The 20,693-nt window shown below is 45.4% G+C and carries 28 protein-coding genes; 26 read left to right on the forward strand and 2 right to left on the reverse strand.

All coding sequences use genetic code 11. From position 1 onward, the window contains the following. The first annotated feature begins 9 nt into the window (after window positions 1-9). The 26 genes from rpsQ to tkt all read left to right on the forward strand — a co-directional run bounded on the left by rpsQ (window position 10) and on the right by tkt (window position 18,391). Window positions 10-282, forward strand: a complete 273-nt coding sequence (gene rpsQ, locus HRQ91_RS01615) for a 30S ribosomal protein S17 (protein ID WP_210117229.1) — start codon at window positions 10-12, stop codon at window positions 280-282. An 11-nt stretch (window positions 283-293) separates the two neighbouring features. Continuing rightward, the gene (gene rplN, locus HRQ91_RS01620) at window positions 294-662 is read left to right on the forward strand and encodes a 50S ribosomal protein L14 (protein ID WP_210117228.1); all 369 of its coding nucleotides are present in this window, start codon (window positions 294-296) and stop codon (window positions 660-662) included. A gap of 12 nt (window positions 663-674) precedes the next feature. Further along, window positions 675-989 (forward strand): 50S ribosomal protein L24, encoded by a 315-nt coding sequence (gene rplX, locus HRQ91_RS01625; protein WP_210119965.1) that lies wholly within the window; start codon window positions 675-677, stop codon window positions 987-989. Beyond that, window positions 989-1,540, forward strand: a complete 552-nt coding sequence (gene rplE / locus HRQ91_RS01630) for a 50S ribosomal protein L5 (RefSeq protein WP_210117226.1) — start codon at window positions 989-991, stop codon at window positions 1,538-1,540. Before rplX ends, rplE begins: the two co-directional genes overlap by 1 nt. Window positions 1,541-1,551: 11 nt before the next feature. Next, entirely contained in the window at window positions 1,552-1,737 is a 186-nt protein-coding gene (locus tag HRQ91_RS01635; RefSeq protein WP_210117225.1) for a type Z 30S ribosomal protein S14, read from the forward strand. 17 nt (window positions 1,738-1,754) lie between these two features. Continuing rightward, the gene (gene rpsH / locus HRQ91_RS01640) at window positions 1,755-2,153 is read left to right on the forward strand and encodes a 30S ribosomal protein S8 (RefSeq protein WP_210117224.1); all 399 of its coding nucleotides are present in this window, start codon (window positions 1,755-1,757) and stop codon (window positions 2,151-2,153) included. 12 nt (window positions 2,154-2,165) lie between these two features. Further along, entirely contained in the window at window positions 2,166-2,705 is a 540-nt protein-coding gene (gene rplF / locus HRQ91_RS01645) for a 50S ribosomal protein L6 (protein WP_210119966.1), read from the forward strand. 11 nt (window positions 2,706-2,716) lie between these two features. Next, entirely contained in the window at window positions 2,717-3,079 is a 363-nt protein-coding gene (gene rplR / locus HRQ91_RS01650) for a 50S ribosomal protein L18 (RefSeq protein WP_210119967.1), read from the forward strand. Window positions 3,080-3,087: 8 nt separating this feature from the next. Continuing rightward, the gene (gene rpsE / locus HRQ91_RS01655; protein WP_210119968.1) at window positions 3,088-3,603 is read left to right on the forward strand and encodes a 30S ribosomal protein S5; all 516 of its coding nucleotides are present in this window, start codon (window positions 3,088-3,090) and stop codon (window positions 3,601-3,603) included. Window positions 3,604-3,606: 3 nt separating this feature from the next. After that, window positions 3,607-3,792, forward strand: a complete 186-nt coding sequence (gene rpmD, locus HRQ91_RS01660; RefSeq protein ID WP_210117220.1) for a 50S ribosomal protein L30 — start codon at window positions 3,607-3,609, stop codon at window positions 3,790-3,792. Continuing rightward, complete coding sequence (gene rplO / locus HRQ91_RS01665; RefSeq protein ID WP_210117219.1) at window positions 3,792-4,274, forward strand: 50S ribosomal protein L15; 483 nt, start codon at window positions 3,792-3,794, stop codon at window positions 4,272-4,274. Before rpmD ends, rplO begins: the two co-directional genes overlap by 1 nt. A gap of 15 nt (window positions 4,275-4,289) precedes the next feature. Next, window positions 4,290-5,618 (forward strand): preprotein translocase subunit SecY, encoded by a 1,329-nt coding sequence (gene secY, locus HRQ91_RS01670; RefSeq protein ID WP_210119969.1) that lies wholly within the window; start codon window positions 4,290-4,292, stop codon window positions 5,616-5,618. A gap of 100 nt (window positions 5,619-5,718) precedes the next feature. Further along, window positions 5,719-5,832, forward strand: a complete 114-nt coding sequence (gene rpmJ, locus HRQ91_RS01675; protein WP_081478566.1) for a 50S ribosomal protein L36 — start codon at window positions 5,719-5,721, stop codon at window positions 5,830-5,832. Window positions 5,833-5,844: 12 nt separating this feature from the next. Next, window positions 5,845-6,216 (forward strand): 30S ribosomal protein S13, encoded by a 372-nt coding sequence (rpsM, locus tag HRQ91_RS01680; RefSeq protein ID WP_210117217.1) that lies wholly within the window; start codon window positions 5,845-5,847, stop codon window positions 6,214-6,216. A 16-nt stretch (window positions 6,217-6,232) separates the two neighbouring features. Beyond that, a complete protein-coding gene (rpsK, locus tag HRQ91_RS01685; RefSeq protein WP_210117216.1) occupies window positions 6,233-6,613 on the forward strand; it encodes a 30S ribosomal protein S11 in 381 nt (126 codons plus the stop codon). Window positions 6,614-6,702: 89 nt separating this feature from the next. Next, window positions 6,703-7,758, forward strand: coding sequence for a DNA-directed RNA polymerase subunit alpha (locus HRQ91_RS01690; RefSeq protein WP_210119970.1), 1,056 nt, complete (start codon window positions 6,703-6,705; stop codon window positions 7,756-7,758). Beyond that, window positions 7,748-8,344: a 50S ribosomal protein L17 gene (gene rplQ, locus HRQ91_RS01695; RefSeq protein ID WP_210119971.1), complete on the forward strand. Its 597-nt coding sequence runs from the start codon at window positions 7,748-7,750 to the stop codon at window positions 8,342-8,344. The genes HRQ91_RS01690 and rplQ overlap by 11 nt, the downstream gene beginning before the upstream one ends. Window positions 8,345-8,591: 247 nt before the next feature. Then, complete coding sequence (locus tag HRQ91_RS01700; RefSeq protein ID WP_210119972.1) at window positions 8,592-8,843, forward strand: hypothetical protein; 252 nt, start codon at window positions 8,592-8,594, stop codon at window positions 8,841-8,843. A 273-nt stretch (window positions 8,844-9,116) separates the two neighbouring features. After that, entirely contained in the window at window positions 9,117-10,262 is a 1,146-nt protein-coding gene (locus HRQ91_RS01705; protein WP_210119973.1) for an ABC transporter substrate-binding protein, read from the forward strand. A gap of 248 nt (window positions 10,263-10,510) precedes the next feature. Continuing rightward, complete coding sequence (locus HRQ91_RS01710) at window positions 10,511-11,410, forward strand: branched-chain amino acid ABC transporter permease (protein WP_210117211.1); 900 nt, start codon at window positions 10,511-10,513, stop codon at window positions 11,408-11,410. A 36-nt stretch (window positions 11,411-11,446) separates the two neighbouring features. Continuing rightward, a complete protein-coding gene (locus tag HRQ91_RS01715) occupies window positions 11,447-12,484 on the forward strand; it encodes a branched-chain amino acid ABC transporter permease (protein WP_210119974.1) in 1,038 nt (345 codons plus the stop codon). Beyond that, a complete protein-coding gene (locus tag HRQ91_RS01720) occupies window positions 12,481-13,281 on the forward strand; it encodes an ABC transporter ATP-binding protein (protein WP_210119975.1) in 801 nt (266 codons plus the stop codon). The genes HRQ91_RS01715 and HRQ91_RS01720 overlap by 4 nt, the downstream gene beginning before the upstream one ends. Next, complete coding sequence (locus tag HRQ91_RS01725; protein WP_210119976.1) at window positions 13,274-13,978, forward strand: ABC transporter ATP-binding protein; 705 nt, start codon at window positions 13,274-13,276, stop codon at window positions 13,976-13,978. The genes HRQ91_RS01720 and HRQ91_RS01725 overlap by 8 nt, the downstream gene beginning before the upstream one ends. A gap of 131 nt (window positions 13,979-14,109) precedes the next feature. Further along, on the forward strand, window positions 14,110-14,754 hold the full coding sequence (locus tag HRQ91_RS01730) for a CBS domain-containing protein (RefSeq protein ID WP_210117207.1): 645 nt from the start codon (window positions 14,110-14,112) through the stop codon (window positions 14,752-14,754). Between the two features lie 74 nt (window positions 14,755-14,828). Next, window positions 14,829-16,271, forward strand: a complete 1,443-nt coding sequence (locus HRQ91_RS01735) for a hypothetical protein (RefSeq protein ID WP_210119977.1) — start codon at window positions 14,829-14,831, stop codon at window positions 16,269-16,271. Window positions 16,272-16,420: 149 nt separating this feature from the next. Beyond that, window positions 16,421-18,391 carry a transketolase gene (gene tkt / locus HRQ91_RS01740; protein ID WP_210119978.1) on the forward strand — a complete coding sequence of 657 codons (1,971 nt, stop codon included), beginning with the start codon at window positions 16,421-16,423 and terminating at the stop codon, window positions 18,389-18,391. A gap of 127 nt (window positions 18,392-18,518) precedes the next feature. Here the strand turns inward: tkt and lgt are convergent, their stop codons facing one another. After that, window positions 18,519-19,499 carry a prolipoprotein diacylglyceryl transferase gene (gene lgt, locus HRQ91_RS01745; RefSeq protein WP_210120700.1) on the reverse strand — a complete coding sequence of 327 codons (981 nt, stop codon included), beginning with the start codon at window positions 19,497-19,499 and terminating at the stop codon, window positions 18,519-18,521. 8 nt (window positions 19,500-19,507) lie between these two features. Continuing rightward, the gene (locus tag HRQ91_RS01750; protein ID WP_210119979.1) at window positions 19,508-20,659 is read right to left on the reverse strand and encodes a nucleotide-binding protein; all 1,152 of its coding nucleotides are present in this window, start codon (window positions 20,657-20,659) and stop codon (window positions 19,508-19,510) included. Window positions 20,660-20,693 lie beyond the last annotated feature (34 nt).

A 20,693-nucleotide genomic window follows, 5' to 3' on the forward strand; every position in this document is an offset into this window, starting at 1 on the left:
AGCTGAGCCGTGGAAGAACAAGCTGTAAAAGCCAAAGCGTCGAAACGTTCTTTTGTAGGACTTGTCACAAGCGATAAGATGGATAAGACGATAGTCGTCACTGTTTCTACAAAACGAATGGATCAGCTTTACAAAAAATATGTTACGTGGACTAAAAAATATAAGGCTCATGATGAAAAAAATGACGCCCATATCGGTGATACGGTCCGTATTGTGGAATGTCGGCCTTTGAGCAAGGATAAGTGCTGGCGTTTGGCCGAGATCGTTGAACGCGCTAAATAAGGAGAAAAACTATGATTCAGATGCAGTCAAACATGACCGTCGCTGACAACTCCGGCGCAAAAATCGTCCAGTGTATTAAGGTCATCGGCGGATCTCACCGCCGCTATGCCGGAATCGGTGACATTGTTGTCGTAGCCGTAAAAGAAGCGATTCCTACGTCTACTATAAAAAAGGGTTCCGTTGAAAAGGCCGTTATTGTCCGCCAGGCAAAAGAATACCGCCGTCCGGACGGAACTTATATCCGTTTTGACGATAACGCTTGCGTCATCGTAGACGAAAATAAGAATCCCAAGGGCAAGCGCATTTTCGGACCCGTCGCCCGCGAGCTGCGCGATTTGGATTACATGAAGATAATCTCGCTTGCTCCGGAAGTTTTGTAAGGAATATTGACTATGGACAAAAAATATAAAATCCGTAAGGACGATACGGTCCAAGTGCTTGCAGGTAAAGACAAAGGTAAACGCGGCACCGTCGTACGCATCATTCCGAAAAAAAATGCGGTGATCGTGTCGGGTATAAACATTGTTAAAAAGGCAATGAAAAAGCGCTCTCAACAGGATCAGGGCGGTATCGCCGAAATTGAAGCGCCGCTGCATATTTCCAATGTTGCAGTCGTTGACAAAAAAGGTAACCCGACGAGGGTCGGATATAAGATTGAAGGCGACAAGAAAATTCGTGTCAGCCGCAAAAGTGGAGAAGCACTGTAATGGATAATTACGTACCCCGGCTTAAGAAAGTCTATAAGGACACTATCGCGCCAGAGCTTTTTAAAGAGCTCGGCTATACTTCAGTCATGCAGATACCCGCCGTAAAAAAGGTAGTTGTCAGCATGGGTGTAGGCGAAGCTCTCACAAATAAGAAACTCCTTGATGCCGCGCTTGACGACCTTACCCAAATAACCGGTCAGAAAGCTGTAAAAACAAAGGCGAGGAAAAGTATTGCGAACTTCAAGCTTCGTGAGGGCAATGAGGTAGGCGTAATGGTAACGCTCCGCGGGAACATCATGTATGAGTTCCTCGACAGACTTATCAATGTCGCTCTGCCGCGTGTCAAGGATTTCCGCGGAATCAAAGCTACCGGCTTTGACGGTCACGGAAATTTTTCTCTTGGTATTACAGAGCAAATAATCTTTCCGGAGATCGATTTCGATAAGATCGCTAAAATTTCCGGATTAAACGTTGCTATTGTAACTAGTGCCAGAACGGATAGTGAAGCCCGTGCTCTGCTTGCCAAGTTCAACATGCCCTTCCGTAAATAAGTGAGGAGTTCATGGCTAAAAAATCAATGATGATAAAGGCATCCCGTACGCCTAAGTACAGCACACGCAGATATAACCGGTGTCCGCTTTGCGGCAGGGCAAGGGGTTATCTGCGGAAATTCAAAATGTGCAGAATTTGTTTTCGTAAATATGCAAGCCAAGGCTTATTGCCGGGCGTCATTAAATCCAGCTGGTAGCGTGGTAGGAGAGTAAAATGAGTGCATCAGATCCCGTAGCAGATATGCTTACAAAGATCCGGAATGCGGCACAGGCCCGCCACGAAAAGGTAGATATTCCTGCTTCCAAATTAAAGTTGGAAATCGTGAAAATCCTGAAAACCGAAGGGTTTATCAAAAACTTTAAAAAGGTTCAGGAAGAAGGCCACAGCGTGATCCGCATATTCTTAAAATATGACGATCAAAACGGTTCGGTAATTCACGGGCTTGAAAAAATTTCAACGCCCGGACGCCGCGTTTATTCGGGTTATAAAGATATGCCGCGTGTTTTTAACGGCTACGGCATAGTTATCGTTTCGACATCTTCCGGCGTTACCACCGTTCGTAAGGCGAGAGAGAAGATGGTGGGCGGCGAGCTCGTCTGTAAGGTTTGGTAATAGGAGTACGACATGTCAAAACTTGGTAAACTTCCTGTATCTATTCCCGAAGGCGTAAGCGTAAACGTTGCTCCTTCTTTGGTTACCGTAAAGGGGCCGAAGGGTGAATTGAAACAGGATTATACGAATAACGTTTCTATTGAAGTTAAGGGACAAGAGGTGTTGGTGACGCCTCTGGAAGAAACGAAGGCTGCAAATGCCGCACACGGACTGTACCGTAATCTGATCCATAATATGGTCATAGGCGTTTCGAAGGGTTTTTCAAAAACCCTTATCATAACAGGCGTCGGTTATCGCGCTGAAGTACAGGGAAAAACGCTCGTTATGAACTTGGGCTATTCCAACGACTTTGTCGCTATGATTCCGGACGGTCTTACTGTGACGGCCGACGCACAGGGGCAAGTTACTATTTCCGGCATAAGCAAACAGCAGGTCGGAGAATTCAGCGCTCAGATTCGTAAATTGCGGAAACCCGAACCTTATAAGGGAAAGGGAGTTCGTTATTCTACTGAAGTCATCAGACGCAAAGTCGGTAAGACCGGTGTTAAATAAGGTGAAGCGATATGTTAAAAAAACTTGACGATAAAAGAAGAAAACGTCTGCATAGAAAGATCCATATCCGTAAATCCGTTTACGGAACGGCTCTTCGTCCGCGCATGACTGTGACCCGCAGCAATTGCAATCTTTATGTTCAGGTAATTGATGATGATGAGGGAAAGACCCTTGCTTCAATTTCTACACTTGAAAAGGATTTTGCCGCTTTTAAGCCCAACACGGACGGAGCTGCAAAACTTGGAGAAGCTTTTGGGGCACGCCTTAAAGATAAAAAAATTACTACGGTAGTTTTTGACCGGAACGGTTATCTTTATCACGGTGTTATTAAAGCCCTTGCTGACGGAACCCGTAAAGCCGGGATCGTATTCTAGGAGAGGCTATGGAACATCGGAAAAATGTTGATAAGGAACCCAGAGAAAAAGAGTTCATTGAAAAGCTCGTTACTCTTAACCGCACCGCGAAGACAGTAAAAGGCGGACGCCGTATGTCGTTTGCGGCGCTGACCGTTGTCGGCGACAGAAAGGGGCGGGTCGGTTACGGTTTAGGCAAGGCCAACGACGTAAGCGAAGCCATTAAAAAGAGTATAGATAAGGCGAAAAGAAACCTCGTAACTTTGCCAATAAAAAACGGGACTATTCCTCATGAAATTATCGGCAAATACAAGAGTTCTTCCGTGCTGCTTAAGCCGGCGTGTTCCGGTACCGGTATTATTGCCGGCGGTACGGTGCGTGCGGTTTTGGACGCCGCGGGCGCTACCGACGTGCTTTCCAAGTCGATCGGTTCGAGCGCTTCGGTAAATGTCGTGCGTGCGACTTTCAATGCAATAGCAAAAATGCTTGATGCGCGTACTGTGGCGGCGAACAGAGGCAAGACTCTGGCCGAGTTGTGGGGGTAATTTATGGCAAAGAAGATCAAAGTTACTCTTATCAGAAGTACGATCGGGCAAAAAAAAGATAAGGTCGCTACGGTGAGGAGTCTCGGCTTAAGAAGAATCAGTTCAAGCGCGATACATGAAGACAATGCCTCTATACGTGGAATGATAGCAAGCGTTTCTCATATAGTAAAAGTTGAAGAGGTGAAATAATGGCGGATTACAATCCTGTTTTGAACGCTCCCGAGGGCGCAAATAAAAAAGATAGAAGAGTCGGCCGAGGTTCATCTTCTGGCCGCGGTACTACGGCAGGGCGCGGCAATAAGGGACAGCAGTCGCGTTCCGGCGGGAAAACCTATATCGGATTTGAAGGCGGCCAAATGCCCTTGTACCGCCGTATCGCTAACAGAGGTTTTTCGAACGCCCTTTTTAAAAAGGAATACGCGGTCTTTAATTTATCGGAAATCGAAGCGAAATACGGCGAAGGCGAAACTGTGAGCAGGGAAACCCTGATCGACAAGGGATTGATCGGAAAATCCGCTTATTCGGTAAAGATCCTCGGCGACGGAGAGCTTACGAAAAAACTTTCGGTTAACGTGGATAAGGTTTCCGCTTCCGCAAAAGCGAAAATTGAAAAAGCCGGCGGAACAGTTACGGTAAAGGATTCAGAGAAAAAATCTGAAGAAAAAAAATAAGCAACGGAGTAACAGATGGCAAGCAGTCCTATTGTAAATATTTTTAAACTTAAAGAATTGCGAAACCGCTTATTCTTTACTTTTATTATCCTTGCTGTTTTCCGCATGGGCAGCGTTCTTACCGTTCCCGGAATCGACGCAGCCGTTCTGCTTCAGTATTTCGATAATTTGGCAACACAGAATAGAAACGCCTTTGCCAGCTATATGGACTTTTTTGTAGGCGGCGCGTTTTCGCGTTTTTCAATATTCATGCTCGGCGTTATGCCTTACATCTCGACGCAGATTATTTTGCAGCTTGCGCTTATTATCTTTCCGTCGTTGAAACGCATGGCGCAGGAAGACGGCGGGCAGCGCCGCGTAGCGTGGTGGACGCGCGTAGGAACTATCGTTGTGTGTCTCATACAGTCGTTCGCCGTAACGGTGTACGCCGACAGCATTCCCGACGCTTGGAGCGGCAGCATACAGATGAAAATGCTCGCCATGCTCACGGTTTCTACGGGAACTATGGTGACAATATGGCTGGGAGATCAGATAACGGCGCGCGGCATCGGCAACGGAATTTCGATGTTGCTTTTTGCGGGCATAGTTGCCAGATTGCCTTCGGCGGTTCTGGACCTAGCACAGATGGTCGGCAACAATGAAATAAATGTCGTCTTTGTCGTGGTCGTCTTTGTTATGTTTATCGGAATTATCGGGCTTGTTATTTTTGAAGAACGGGGAGAGAGAAAAATTCCGGTGCACTATGCAAAACGCGTAGTCGGCAGAAAGATGTACGGCGGTCAAAATACGTATATTCCGTTTAAGATTAATCCGTCGAACGTTATTCCCGTAATTTTTGCATCGTCGTTTTTAACATTCCCGTTGCAGATCATATCAAGTATAGGAAGCAACCAGAATTCGGCGCGATGGATAGGAAAGCTTTCCGCTTTTTTAAATCCGGCCGGCTGGTGGTATAATATTCTTATGGTAATCCTTATAGTTTTCTTTGCATACTTCTACACTCAGGTATCCCTGAACCCCACTGAAATAGCTAAGAACATTAGGGAAAACGGCGGTTCCATTCCCGGAATACGCACCGACAAGACTGAAGAATATTTACAACGGGTGTTGAACCGTTTAGTTCTTCCGGGCTCTTTATTCCTTGCGGCTATAGCCGTATTGCCGACGGTAATCCAAAATTTATTCGGATTTCCTCAGTCAATTTCAATGTTGATGGGAGGAACGTCTTTGATAATTATGGTTGGCGTCGACTTGGATACTATGAGTCAGGTGGAAGCTCTTCTCAAGATGCATCATCATGACGGATTGACAAAGAAGGGCAGGATTCGGTCACGAAATCTTTAGGTTTTGTGAGCTTTTTGTAGAATAAAACGGGAGAAGATCTTACCGGTGCAACTCATTGCGAGCTGCCTGAGCCGGACGAGGTCTATCCCAAGGGGACTTTATGAAAGTACGAACCAGTGTAAAGCCTATTTGTGACAAATGTAAGGTTATCAAACGCAACGGGATTATCCGTATAATTTGTACAAACCCGAAACACAAACAGAGACAGGGCTGAGAGGAGTAACAGATGGCTCGAATTGCGGGAGTTGACCTCCCAAATAAACATGTCAGGGTCGCTTTGACTTACATTTACGGAATCGGCAGGTCGTCGGCAAACGCTATTTGCCAGAAGGCTAAGGTTGATCCCACGGCGATGATAAATGACCTTTCAAACGAGGATCTCGGTAAGATCCGTGAAATTCTTGATAAAGAGTATAAGATTGAAGGTCAGCTTCGCACGGAAATAGGTCTTAACATCAAACGGCTTATGGATATAGGCTGTTATCGCGGACTTCGCCATCGAAGAGGTCTTCCCGTTCGCGGACAGCGAACACGTACGAACGCCCGCACTCGCAAGGGAAAGAAGAAGACTGTTGCAAACAAGAAAAAGGCAGTCTAAGGTGGAGGGTAATTAATTGGCTACTGTAAAGAAAAGAAAAGAAAAAAAGAGCGTTTTTGAAGGTAATGTATACATTCAGGCTTCCTTCAACAATACTATCGTTACTATTACGGACTTACGGGGAAACACACTCGCTTGGTCGTCTTCCGGCGGGCTCGGTTTTCGCGGAGCAAAAAAATCCACTCCGTTTGCAGCCCAGTCTGTTGCTGAAACGGCCGTGCAAAAGGCGGCAAGTTACGGATTGCGTGAAGTTCACGTGTTCGTAAAAGGGCCCGGCATGGGACGTGAAAACGCGATCAGGTCTTTGGGGTCTTTGGGGCTAAAGGTAAAGTCGATTTCCGATGTAACCCCGATTCCGCATAACGGATGCAGACCGCGCAAGACCCGCCATATGTAACGCATAAAAGCTGCATATGTGAGTTGTTGAGGAAATCAGGAGCTTAAAAACTCTTGGTTGAAGTAATTTTATAAATTAAAGGAGTCCAGATGGCTCGCAAAAATCTGCTTAAAGGTTTTAAAAAGCCCAAAGGCATTACATTTGAACATCTTGAAACCAATCCCAATTACGGTAAGTTTATAGCCTATCCTTTTGAAACCGGGTTTGGAACTACGGTGGGCAACACGTTAAGACGCGTATTGCTTTCTTCCATTCAGGGATATGCGATCACTTCCGTGAGGATAACTTCATACGATGCCGACGGTGTTCCTCACGTTATTTCGAGCGAATTTGAAGCTATTCCCAATGTTGAAGAAGACGCTCTTGAGATATTGAACAGCTTAAAACAGATCCATTTAAAGCTTCCCGAGGACATCGAACAGGATACACTGCTGTACGAGTTTACAGGCCCGGGAACGGTAAAAAGCGATGATTTTGCAAAAGAAGGCAGCTTGGAAATTATGTCCAAAGGTCAGCCGATTTTCAAAATGATGGAAGGCGCGCGCCTTGATTTTGAAATCCAAGTTGATCTGGGGCGAGGATATGTTCCTGCGGAAGTAAACGAACACTATATCGAAGTCGTCGGCACCATTCCTATGGATGCGATATTTACCCCCGTGCCTAAGGTAAAATATTCGATCGAACCTTGCCGTGTGGGTCAACGCAATGATTATGACAAACTTGTTTTGGAGATTTGGACTGACGGGACTATAAAGCCGGAAGACGCTCTTGCCGAAGCTGCAAAGATCGCGAAAGATCATTTTTCGATATTTGTGAACTTTAACGACAGCGAATATTCCGGCGGAGACGATCTTGAAGAAGGGGACGAGCATATTCGCACATTGCTCAATACGCCTGTCGAAGAGCTTGAACTTTCAGTGAGATCTTCCAATTGTCTTAAAAACGCCAATATTCGCACGATCGGAGAATTAACGAAAAAGACGGAAGATGACATTGCGAAGACCCGCAACTTCGGTAAAAAAAGTCTTACCGAGATCAAAGAAAAACTCCATGAATGGAATCTTACGCTCGGTATGACCGATTACAGTCATCTTAAAAATGCCGTCAATTTAACTAAGCAGAAGGAAGAATCAGATGAATCATAAAAACGGTTTTAATCCGCTTTCACGCACGACAGCCCATCGCCGTGCCATGTCACGGAATATGGTAACGTCTCTCTTTAGATTTGAACGTATTACCACAACAAAGTCGAAAGCTTTGGAAGTGCGAAAGGCTGCAGAAAGAATTATCACACGCGGAAAAGAAGACACGGTTCATAACCGCCGTCAGGTTGCGAAATTCGTACAGGACGAAAAGATCCTGAACAAATTGTTCACCGATATAGGTCCGCGCATGAAGGATCGCAACGGCGGATATACGCGCATTTTAAAAATAGGTTTCCGCCAAGGCGACGCCGCGGATATGGTCATTCTTGAATTGGTAGACTACAAGCTTGATACTGAAGCCGAAGCGAAAAAAGCGGAAAAAAAGGCTGCCAAGGCTGAAAAAGCCGCCGCACCCGCTGAAAAGGCGGGCGACAAGACTGAAGCAGCTCCGAAAGCAAAGGCCAAAAAAGAACCGGCTGCAAAAAAAACCGGCGGCGGATCTGCAGCAGCGGAAAAGAAGCCGGCTCCGAAAGCTAAGGCTCCTAAAGCGGAAAAGAAACCTTCCGACGGGAAAGGGGAAAAGTAAAAGATCTGTGGAAGCGTCGATTGATTCGTATGCGGGCTGATCGGTGTATTTTGTAAAATGGAATTGCCTTAAACGGTGTTCCGTAACTTTGTAAATGCGATGTTGTAACTCGTGACAATACGGCGGGTTGCAACCCGCCGGAATCTCGAAAAAAAATCCTAAAGGCGGGTTTTTGAGATTCCCTATTATAAATAAAAAGCGGATGTGTAAATTTACGTTTATGTTCGACTTTTTATGGGAGTAGAAAATGTCTAAAAATCATCGCGGAAGCGGTTTGCGCGGACAGCCGGCTCACGGAAGAGGGAAATGTCCTGTCTGTCAAAAAGAAAATATAAAAGTTATTTATGAGCAGGAAATTGACGGAAAACAGGTAAAGATCTGCAAATTTTGCAATGCGGCGTTAAAAAACAAAGCGCGTGTAGCCGCTCGCGCGGCAAAACCTGCGGCCGCAGCCGTCGCTGCGGAAGCTGAAGCCGCTCCTGCAGAAGCGCAAGCATAAATTGACCGCATAAAAAAATTATCCGCACAAAGCCGCTCTCTAAAAGAACGGCTTTTTTTGTTTTGTCCGTCGATGAAAGTTTAGTTTCGACCGCTGAAATAACGCCGCAAAACAGGCGCGAACCGCGCGGTTTGTAGTCTTGAACAACTTCAATTTTTTGAATATATTTAAGTATAGTTAAAACTCGCAAAAATCATGAAAAAATCGTTAAAGACGAGTTTTTCATGATGACTTTAAGCGGAGTTAAAGAAAGAATGAAATCGGAGGTTTAATATGAAAATAACCGTAAAATTTATAGGCGCAGCCTTGTCGGCATGCGTCATTTTTCTTGCATCGGGCTGTGCAAAAAAGCAGAGCAGTCAGATAAAGATTGGCGGCATTTTTCCGCTTTCGGGAGGAGTTGCAGTTTACGGTGTAGAATGCAAAAACGGCATTGACCTTGCAATTGAAGAAATAAACGCTTCGGGCGGCGCAAACGGGAAGCAATTTGTTCTTGTAAGCGAAGACGACGAAGGAAATCCCGATAAGACCGTAAACGCTTTTAAAAAGCTTACAACAAAGGATAATATAAAACTTATAATCGGTTCTTTGACTTCGGGCTGCACCCAGGCGATCACTACCTTGGCGCAGGCGAGCAAGGTTGTTCAGTTTGCACCGGCTGCTACGGCTCCCGCAATTACGGACGCCGGCGATTATATTTTTAGAGCGTGTTTTATAGATCCTTTCCAGGGAACAGTCGGCGGACGTTTCGTTTCCGAAAATCTCGGTATGAAAAAAGCCGCGGTTTTATATGACGTCGGAAACGATTATTCGGTAGGCCTTACGGACAATTTTATTTCCGCATTTACGGCCAACGGCGGGACTATCGTCGCCAAAGAATCCTACAGCACGGGTGACAAAGATTTTAACGCTCAGCTTACAAAGATCAAAAATGCAAATCCCGAGGTGGTTTATCTTCCGGATTATTACGGAACGGTCTCTCTCATAGCTACGCAGCTTAGAGCTCAGGGAATTAAGGTTCCAATCGTAGGAGCCGACGGGTGGGACGGCTTGACCGGTAATTCCGGCGACGAGGTTTTGAACGGTTTTTATTCAAACCATTATGCACCCGATTCCACTTCTCCGGCCGTTCAGAAATTTGTCGCTTCATTTAAAGCCAAGTATAATAAGGAGCCGAATTCCTTTGCCGCACTCGGATACGACTGCGTGTATATGTTCCGCGACGCTATTGTCAGAGCCGGCAGCGACGACCCGACGGCTGTCCGAGACGCTTTAAAAGCTACCAATTCCGACTATGTTACAGGCCGGTTAAGTTTTGATGAAAAGCGCAATCCCGTAAAGTCGGCCGTAATGATTGAAATAGTAAAGGGCGCCGACGGTAAGCTCATGCCTTCGTATAAAGCTACCGTTAATCCGTAATGTAAAAGACGCCGCTAAATAAAGCAAAGAACCTGTATCGGACACGGATAAATCTCATAATAGCGGTTATAAGGGCATCCGCCGTCAAAGGCAGGTGCCCTTTTTCAGTTATTTACTAAATTACTGTGCTTCTATAATATATACATATTTGATTGTAAAAATCTATGCCGCGAGACGTAAAAAGCTTCGGGTCGCCGGATATTTTAGGCGGAGCCTGTGTTTTGTGATAATGCCGGCAGGAGGATGTGGTGAACACCGGAATTATTTTTTTACAGCAGCTCATAAACGGACTTTCCTTGGGCAGCATTTATGCGCTTATCGCTCTTGGCTACACGATGGTCTACGGAATAGTAAAGCTTATAAATTTTGCGCACGGCGACATTATGATGATAGGCGCTTATACCGGGTATTTTGTCCTTAAGGCGTTGGGCACCAATTCTCAAGGGATGATAGCGGCCTTTGTCGTTTCAATGGCGGTTTGCGCCTTGCTTTCAATTGCCATAGAGCGCTTTGCTTATCGTCCGCTGCGTACTGCGCCTCGCCTTAATTCACTGATCACCGCGATAGGAGTTGAATTGATACTGCAAAACACTATGCGGGTTTTGCCCTTCGTCGGACCGGATCCGCGTCAATTTCCTACTTTTCCGATCAAAAATTTTAGAATAGGTTCCGTTTCCGTTTCAAACATTCAGCTTGTAGTGATCATATTGAGCGCTTTGCTTATGATAGCGCTCAGTTACATTGTTGACCGCACAAAGACGGGAAAAGCTATGAAGGCCGTCTCGTACGATCTTCAGGCTTCAAGCCTTATGGGCATAAGCGTAAATAATACTATAGCTTTTACCTTTGCCATAGGATCCGTTCTTGCGGCCGCAGGAGGAATTTTATACGCTACGGCCTACCCTCAGATCGATCCGTTTATGGGATACATGCCCGGTTTAAAAGCCTTCGTCGCCGCCGTTCTAGGAGGAATCGGATCGATCCCCGGAGCCATGCTGGGCGGCATTATCCTTGGAATAGCGGAAACGCTTACAAAAGGGTTTTTGTCGTCGCAATTTGCGGACGCGATTTCATTTTCAATTTTGATTATCATTCTTTTGGTAAAACCTTCAGGAATTTTGGGCAAGACCGCAAGGGTAAAGGTCTGACGGCTATGATAAGTAATTTGGCATTCAGGAGTTTTTATGAAAAATAAGGTAATCCGTAATATGCTTATTCCCGGCGTTTGCGCCGTTTTTGCAGTAGTCGTTCCGGCGGTCTTGATAGAAGTTTCTTTGATAGATGCGTATTCGGCGCAGATTTTAACGCTTGCAGGAATAAACGCGATCATGGCCTTGTCCGTGAACATCATATGCGGAATTACGGGGCAGCTCTCGCTCGGGCAGGCAGGTTTTATGGCTATCGGAGCGTATTCTACGATACTCTTTTCTTCCAATATGGGGCTTCCCCTGCCTGTCGGCATTATACTTTCCGGGCTTGTAACGGCTTTTTTCGGTTTTTTGATCGGCTTTCCGACTTTAAAACTTGAAGGTGATTACCTTGCGATAGTCACGCTGGGCTTCGGCGAAATAATCCGCGTTATCTTGGTAAACCTGCGCTCCGTAACGGGCGGGCCTAACGGCAAACAGTTTCCGACGCTGATGACGTTGAATCCTACCGTCGCTTATCTTGTGATAATAGGAAGTCTTGTTTCATTGATAGTTTTGCTGCAGAATTTTATACGATCGACCTACGGCCGCGCAATCCTCGCCGTCCGCGACGACGAAATAGCCGCAAATTCAAGCGGAATCGGAGTTTTTAAATATAAGATGATCGGTTTTGTGATAGCTTCATTTGTAGCGGGAATAGGCGGCGCCTTGTATGCCCCGTTTATCGGCTTTATTAAACCGGACATCGCTTCGTTTAACAGAAGCATCGATTATTTGATATTCGTTGTTTTGGGAGGAATGGGATCGACTACGGGAAGCGTTTTATCCGCTTTTGTCTTAACTTCTTTGCAGGAATTTTTGCGCTTTTTACAGAATTATCGACTGCTTTTTTATCCTGTGATTCTCATCCTTGTAATGCAGTTCAGACCGCAGGGCTTGTTGGGAACAAAAGAATTTTCATTCGTAAAGCTGTGGGACGATCTGCCGCTTTTCAAAAAAAAGATGTCGGCCTTTTTGAGTAAACGGCGCGCCGGCCCCGAGAATGTCGGAACAAAAAACGGAGATAAAAGATGAGAGACGAAAAGACGGTTTTACAGGCGTCCGACATATCTATCGTATTCGGCGGGCTTAGAGCGGTAAGCGATTTTTCATGCAAGATCTCGCACGGAGAACTTGTAGGACTCATAGGCCCTAACGGCGCCGGAAAAACTACCGTGTTCAATATGCTGAGCGGCATTTACCGCCCCACGGAAGGGCAGATAACCTTTTGGGACAGAAGCGGTAAGATCAGAATAATAAATAAATCGCATCCCTATCAACTTAATAAGATGGGAATGGCGAGAACGTTTCAAAACATAAGGCTTTTTCCGGGCATGAGCGTGGCGGACAATGTGCGTGTCGCATTGCATTCAAGCAGGTCGGTAAATCCTCTGGACGTGCTGCTGCGTACGCCGCGTTTTAGGCATGACGAAGAGCTTATGACGGTTCAGGTAAACGAGCTTTTAAGCCTTTTTAAGATCGACAATAAAAAGAATGAAACGGCAAAAAATTTACCGTACGGCGAACAGCGTAAACTTGAAATAGTGAGAGCGCTTGCGTCGAACCCGACCTTCCTTTTGCTTGACGAACCCGCGGCGGGCATGAATCCTCAGGAAACGGCGGAATTGATGAAGCTCATAGCCTTTATACGCAAAAAATTCGATTTGACGATACTTCTTATCGAACACGACATGCGTCTTGTCATGGGAATTTGCGAGCGGATTATGGTTCTTGATTACGGCAGAATCATCGCCGAAGGATTGCCCGAAGAAATAAGGTCGGATCCGCAGGTAATAAAGGCTTATTTGGGACAGGAGGCTCTGGATGCTTGAAGTAAAAGATCTGGAAGTTTCGTACGGAGCGATCAAGGCTATTCGTAAAATTTCTTTTTCCGTGGAAAAGGGAGAAATAATTACTCTTATCGGTTCAAACGGAGCGGGTAAGACTACTACACTCCACGCCATTTCCAACATAATAAAAAAGCAGTCAGGAAAAGTTTTTTTTAACGGCGAAGACATCACCGACATGGAAGCCGATAAAATTGTTTTGAGAAATCTTATTCAAGTGCCGGAAGGCAGACGTATCTTTGCAAATCTTACGGTTAAAGAAAATTTGGAATTGGGCGCATATAAGAGGAACGATAAGGCCGGCATAAAGGCGGATATGGAAAAAGTGTTTGAATTTTTTCCGCGCATGAAGGAGCGACTAAAACAGGTGTCGGGTACTTTGAGCGGAGGAGAATTGCAGATGTTGGCGATAGGAAGGGCGCTAATGGCCAACCCCATTCTTCTTTTGCTTGACGAACCAAGCATGGGGCTTGCGCCCATCCTCGTAGATGAAATATTTGAAATAATTCAGCGGATCAACAAAGAAGGAACTACGGTTCTTCTTGTAGAACAGAACGCGTTTAAAGCTTTGTCCATAGCGGACAGAGCCTACGTTTTGGAAACCGGGGCGATCACTAAAACGGGAGCCGCCGCCGACCTTGCAAAGGATCCGGCCGTAAAAGAAGCGTATTTGGGCGGCTAGGATAATGCTGCGCCAGCAAGATTTGCCGCTTGTGTTTTACGCGGGCTCGATTGTGCAGTCGATTGTGTGTGCAGTCTGTGCGCAAAAATGTGCTATAATGTAGCTTGAAGATTAATTTATCCGGAGGAATTATGAGAGTTAAAGATATAATGACGCGAAACCCGGTTTATATTTCTCCTTCCGTGTCCGTGACGGATGCGAAGGCGCTTATGATGAAGCAGAAGATCAGCAAGTTACCGGTTTTGGACGAATCGAAACGCCTTGTAGGAATTATAACAAAAAATGATTTGAACAGGGCGAGCCCTTCGGCTGCTACGACATTGGACATGTATGAAATAGGCTATTTGCTTTCAAAACTTACGGTTGAAAAAGTCATGCATAAAAATGTCCGCACAGTGTCGGAGGACGAAGTTGTGGAAGAGGCTGCAAGGATAATGATAGACAACGGTATAGGCTGTCTTCCCGTTATGAAGGGAGATCTGCTTGTCGGCATAATAACGGAAAGCGATCTGTTCAATGCGCTCATAAACCTCTTCGGCGTGCGCCAACCCGGCGTGCGCGCAACGTTTATGGTAAGCGACCAGCCCGGGATCCTTGCAAAAATAACGCAGGCTATAGCGGATCTGAACGGAAACATAATTTCGCTGATAACTTGGGAAGGCGACGATCCGGCGCACAGGCGCATAACCATAAAAGCGTCCGGGATAAATCTTTCGCAGTTGGAAAGTATCGGCAGCGTAGTCAACGCCGAACTGAGAAGCATTCGTGAAAACTAGTTAAAAGATCTTCATTTCGTAGATTTTTTTATCGGCCTGTTTTATTTTGTGGGTATTCATAGTATCTTATATATATGTATGTTTCATCGGAAGCGGTCATAAATCAGTTTCTCAGAACTTATCCCTATCCGTTTACAGCCGAAGCGCTTCAGGAATTCCTCATAAAAGGAAAGGGTAAAATAAGCTTAAAGGATTGCAAAGATTATCTTGAAACAAGCCCCTTTGTCTTTGAACTTCACAAAGGCGTTTATATAACAAGGGCGGGCGCCTTTACCGGAAAAAAATTTTCATTTAAACTTACTCAAGAAGAAATAGACAAAAACATGTTTATTCCGGGACACAGGTTTATGCCCTTTGCAAACCCCGAAACGCTTTCGTTTTCGCTGAATTTTTTATTTAACGGAGCTTCACTTTACAAAACGTCTAAAGAATTTGACAGCTTTTCGGCTGCTAAATTCTTTTTACTGTTCGGAGAAGAATATGTGAGCCAGTATATAGCCGCCGATCCTGCAAACGAAGATTTGGATCTTGCAAGTTTGGATTTTGAATTGCCGCAAAAGGTATGGCTTACGGGAATTTCTTTGGAACCGTTCCAAAAAGCTTTCGGCATTCATTACGGGGATAGAATTCTCTGCGAACTCATAGACTGGGATGCGGGCACTTTTTCAGTTTCACCTATAAAAACGAGCGATCACGGCCTTAAGATCCGTAAGGACGACGTAAAAAGGCAGGAATGGTACGATAAACTTGAAAAATATCTTCTTGAAGGTTTTGACGATATCGGGCCGTTAAATTCTATTGAAGAACAGCTGGCTAATGTTTTTTTCAAACACGGCGACGAGCTTTCGTGTGAAGAATGCGGTTCCGTGGAAGAACTTTTACAAAGGTCTAAAAAAATCGGCTTTGAAAACTACGGGGTGGAGTCTAGGTTGTGGCGGATCGGAGAAGACGTTCCGGCAGTAGGCGCATGGAACAGCTCTTTTAAGGAATTATCGGCGGAAGATTGGCTTCCTTCGATTGATTTTCTGATAGATACTTACATTAAAGATCTTATGTATCAAAAAAAGAACGATACGATCGGCCTGGAAGAATCACTTAAATCGCTCCCCTTTGAAAAAAAAGAGATACGAGACGTCAAACAGCGCATAGAAAACAGAAAAGCGGAGATCGCCAAAACATATAATTGGTTTGCAGATTTTGTTACCGGAGCGGTAAGGCACAGCGCTCTTAAATTGTACAGGGAAGCGTGTTCTCTTATGTGCGATATCATGTCGGAAGCCGTAGATTTGGAAAAACTTCCGCAACAGGAACTGGTAATATTAACACAGCTTTATACTCATCTGCTTCACATGCTTGAGTCGCTTGAGATGACGCCCGCGTACATCAATGAAGAATCGGAAGCTATGATGCTTTCGCTTGAAGGAATGGAATTTAATTTTTATGATATAAGACCTATTATACGGGCTTCGGTTATCGAACAGAGTAAAAAAGGTTTTAAAATTATAGGGAAGCTCTAAAAACTGCAGTTTTTAGAGTTAACTTTAAAAATGCGATGTTGTAACTCGCGATAATACAGCGAGTCACAACTCGTCGAAATCTCGAAAAAAAATCGCTAAAGGCGAGTTTTTCGAGATGCCCTATAAAATAAGATAAAAGAGAGGTTTTTATGAATCAAAAGGGAATTGCCGCAGCTGCATTGTCCATACGAAGTTTGTCGATGGATGCCGTTCAAAAAGCGAATTCTGGACATCCCGGAATTGCTATGGGAGCTGCCGAGCTTGCAGCCGTCTTATACGGCGAAATAATGAAACACAACCCCGAAAACTCAAAATGGCCCGACAGGGACAGATTTGTTTTATCGGCAGGACACGGTTCCATGCTTTTGTATTCCATATTGCATCTTGCAGGATACAAGGTGTCGCTGCAGAATATAAAGAATTTCAGACAGATCGGTTCAAAATGTGCAGGGCATCCGGAATACGGTTTAACCGACGGAGTTGAATGTACTACCGGGCCTCTGGGGCAGGGAATTTCAATGGCCGTAGGAATGGCTATCGCCGAAACAATGCTTGCAGCCCGCTTTAACACCTCCAAACACACTGTAGTCGATCATTATACTTATTCCTTGGTGGGTGAAGGCTGTTTGATGGAAGGCGTTTCTTCCGAAGCTTCAAGCCTTGCGGGGCATTTAAAACTTGGAAAACTCATCGTATTTTACGATGAAAACCGCATAAGCATTGACGGTTCTACCGACATAACGTTTACCGACGACATCGCCAAACGCTATGAAGCCTACGGATGGCAGGTTTTAAAAGGCTCGATGTACGATGTTGAGGGGATAGTTTCTCTGACGGAAGAAGCAAAGAAATGCAAAGATAAGCCGACTTTAATCATGCTTAAATCCGTAATAGGCAAGGGCGCTCCCAAAGAAAATACTGCAGATGTGCACGGTTCTCCGCTCGGCGTGCAAGGCGTGCTTGAGGCTAAGAAGAAGCTCGGCTTACCCGAAGACAAACAGTTTTACGTAGTTCCCGAAGCTTACGAGTATTTTAAAAGCAAAAAAGAATTGTTCGCGAAGGCCGAAAAGAATTGGAATGCGGAATTTGAAGCATGGTCCAAAGAAAATCCCGAACTCAGAAAAACGTGGGACGCCTTTTTTAAAGGCAAAGCGACAGGCAAGGCTTCATATCCTGTTTATAAGACCGGAGATAAAGCCGCTACCCGCGATGTGAACGGAAAAGTTTTAAACGTTATGGCAAGCCGATACATGAATCTTGTAGGCGGATCCGCAGATCTTACAGGATCCAATAAGACGAAGCTTGAAAATTCCGACGGCATATACACTTTTTCAAACAGAAAAGGTCGCTATATCGAATTCGGCATAAGAGAATTTGCGATGTCGGCCGTTTGCTGCGGCATTACCCTGCACGGAGGATTGCGCGCATTCGGAGCAACGTTCCTTGTGTTTGTGGATTATATGCGCGCTTCGCTTCGCCTTGCGGCATTGCAAAAAATAAATCCCATCTACATACTTACGCACGATTCCATCTATGTGGGTGAAGACGGCCCTACGCACCAGCCGATCGAAACCTTTGCGGGTTTGCGTGCTATTCCCAACGTTCAGTTTTTGCGCCCCGGAGATCCGCAGGAAACCGAGCTTGCATGGGAGATGGCAATGGAAAGCAAGGATCATCCCGTCTGTATGGCGTTTACGAGGCAGGCCTTGCAGGTTTACCAAAAGGCGGATCCGGATTGGAAAAAGACCGCCCGCAGGGGAGCTTATGTAGTGCTTGAAGGTTCGGCAAAGCCCGGCATAACTATTTTGGCCACAGGATCGGAAGTGAATATGGCGCTTGAAGCCGTAAAACTCGTTCCGAATAAAAAGATCCGTGTGGTTTCCGTTACTGATTTGAATTTGTTCGGAAGACAAGACAAAGAATTTCAGGACAGGATAATCGGCTCTGCAAAACGCGTAGTTACGGCTGAAGCCGGTATCAGCATGGGCTGGGACAGATTTGCCACTTCTCACGAGGATATTTTCTGTATTGACCGCTTCGGAGAATCCGGTCCTGCCGGAAAGGTTGCAGAGCATTTGGGCTTTACCGCCGAAAAACTTGCGGAATTATTGAAAAAATAGTTTTTTGTTGTAATTTGACTCTTTTGAGAGCTGTCCCAAAACTTCAGTTTTCGGACAGCTCGCTTGATCTGACCGGCGCTCTTAGGGCTTTGCAGTTTTAAGGCGCCGGTTTTTTGATTTTCCGCGTTTAGCCGGATTTTTGTTTGCCGGAAGTTCCTATGATACGGACTGCGACGAACAAGAGGCTCGCCGCCATCATGATAAGGCATAAGATTTGCCCCGTAGACAAATTCATAAGAGACGTGTTCAGATAAATAGGCGCGTTGCTTTCTTTCATTATGCGGTATCCCAAATCCGCATCGGGTTCTCGAAAATACTCTATCACAAATCGAACGGCGCCGTAGCCGAATGTATAAACGGCCGCTAAAAATCCGTCAAAAAGTTTTTTCTTTCGCAAAGCCCATATAACCGCCCAAAGAATCAGCCCTTCAAAAAAAGCTTCGTAAAGCTGGCTCGGGTGACGCGGCAGGTTTACAAGGTTTGACGCCGCCGTAAGATCAAGTCCCGCTTTTTGCGCAAAATCCTGTAACCAATCGAGTGATTTTGAAAATCTTTGGGCGTGCGGAAAAACAACTCCCCACGGCATTGTCGTAATGCGCCCGTATAATTCGCCGTTTAAAAAATTGCCCAATCGTCCGAAAGTGTATCCGGCCGGGATCACGCAAGATGCGGCGTCGGCCCACCTTAGAACCGGCTTTTTTTTTCGGACACACCAAAAAACGGAGCCTAAAAGCGCTCCTATAAATCCTCCGTGGTAAGACATTCCTGCCAGTCCCGTAAAATTTCCGTTTTCGGAAAAAGGCCAAAAAATAAGCCACGGTTTAGACCAATATAATCCGCTTGTGTCATAGACTAGCGTAGAAAAAACACGGGCGCCTATTAAAAGGAACAGAATGACGGTAGTGAAAAATGAAAAAATATCTTCCTCGCTTACCTTGTATTCTTGAGTATCCAAAAAGCCTTCTTTTACCAATCTTTTAAAAAGAGTGTAAGCGACAAAAAACGCTACTATGTACATCAGTCCGTACCAACGTATGAGTCCGAGCACCGGTATTCCGGGAAAAATTTCCGGATGCAGCCATGAGGGGTATGTGATCGAAAGAGGCAAATACATTTTTACACCTTAAAGCCTTGTTCGGCAGCCTTTACAAGTTTTGATTTTAGAAGAATATTTTCTTTTTTTAATTGCGTCATGTCGAATTGAAGAGTCTTTATCATTTCCGAAAGTTCGCCTGTGGAAAAAGTTCCTCCGCCTATGAGATCTTGAAGGCTTTCCATTTTTTGCGTGTAATCTTCTTCGGCTTCTTCGCTTATGGCATTGAAGGAATCGTTTTGATCTCCTCCTTCGCCTGAACTGAGGTCGGCATCAAAACTGACCGTTTCGGACGTTATTATTTTTTCCGCAATTCTGGAAATCCCTTGAGAAAGGATGCTTTGCGGTTTATAAATTATCACCGGCAGCCTTGAAGAAAGCGCCTTGTCCTGATAGGCGTCGCGGTACATCACGCCCAAATACTCTATATCGAGTCCGAGGTACTGTGTACAGGATCTTCTTATTTTCAGAGCCTTTTCCGTATCTTTAGGATCGTCTATCATATTGATTATAAGGCGCGGACAGAATTTTTCCATGCGGCGCTTAAGAATGACGGTGTTTTCCGCGTCGACATTGCCTAGTTCCTCTATCATTTTAGGGATATAAAGCCGCTGCATCGACTGAGAAGTCTTTTTTAGCTTATTAAGCCACTTGCGTCCCGGAGAACCGTTTTTAAAAGTCGAATTTATCAGTTTAAATACCGCATTTTTCAAAAAAAGGTATGCGTTTAGAGTTGCCGTAACCGTGGGAGCCGTCACGACGATACCCTGCGGAGAAAGCAAGAACATGTCAAGTATGATTGAATGCGTTCCCGCTCCCAAGTCAAGCACGAGGTAATCGGCCTTTATATTCAGCAAGTTTGAAATGAGTTTGCGTTTTGTTTCCAGTCCCAGCGATGAAAGACCCGGAATTTCACTGTCGCCGGCGATAAAATTGAGGTTGGCGTAATCGGTAACGGTAATTATGCCGTCAAAATCGCTGCGTTCCGAAATCCACGTGCCGATCCCCGTTTTCGGAGAACTCTGACCGAGTACAAGGTGAAGATTCGATGCGCCGAGATCCAGGTCTGCAAGAACGACTTTCTTGCCGGACTGAGCAAGCGCGATGGCCATGTTCGCCGACAAAAGGCTTTTTCCGACGCCGCCTTTTCCGCTTGCAACAGGTATGATTTGCATAAAAGCAGTATAACATAATATCGCTTGCCTTGAC

It is taken from the genome of Treponema parvum, assembly GCF_017893965.1.
Taxonomy (GTDB): Bacteria; Spirochaetota; Spirochaetia; order Treponematales; family Treponemataceae; genus Treponema_D; species Treponema_D parvum.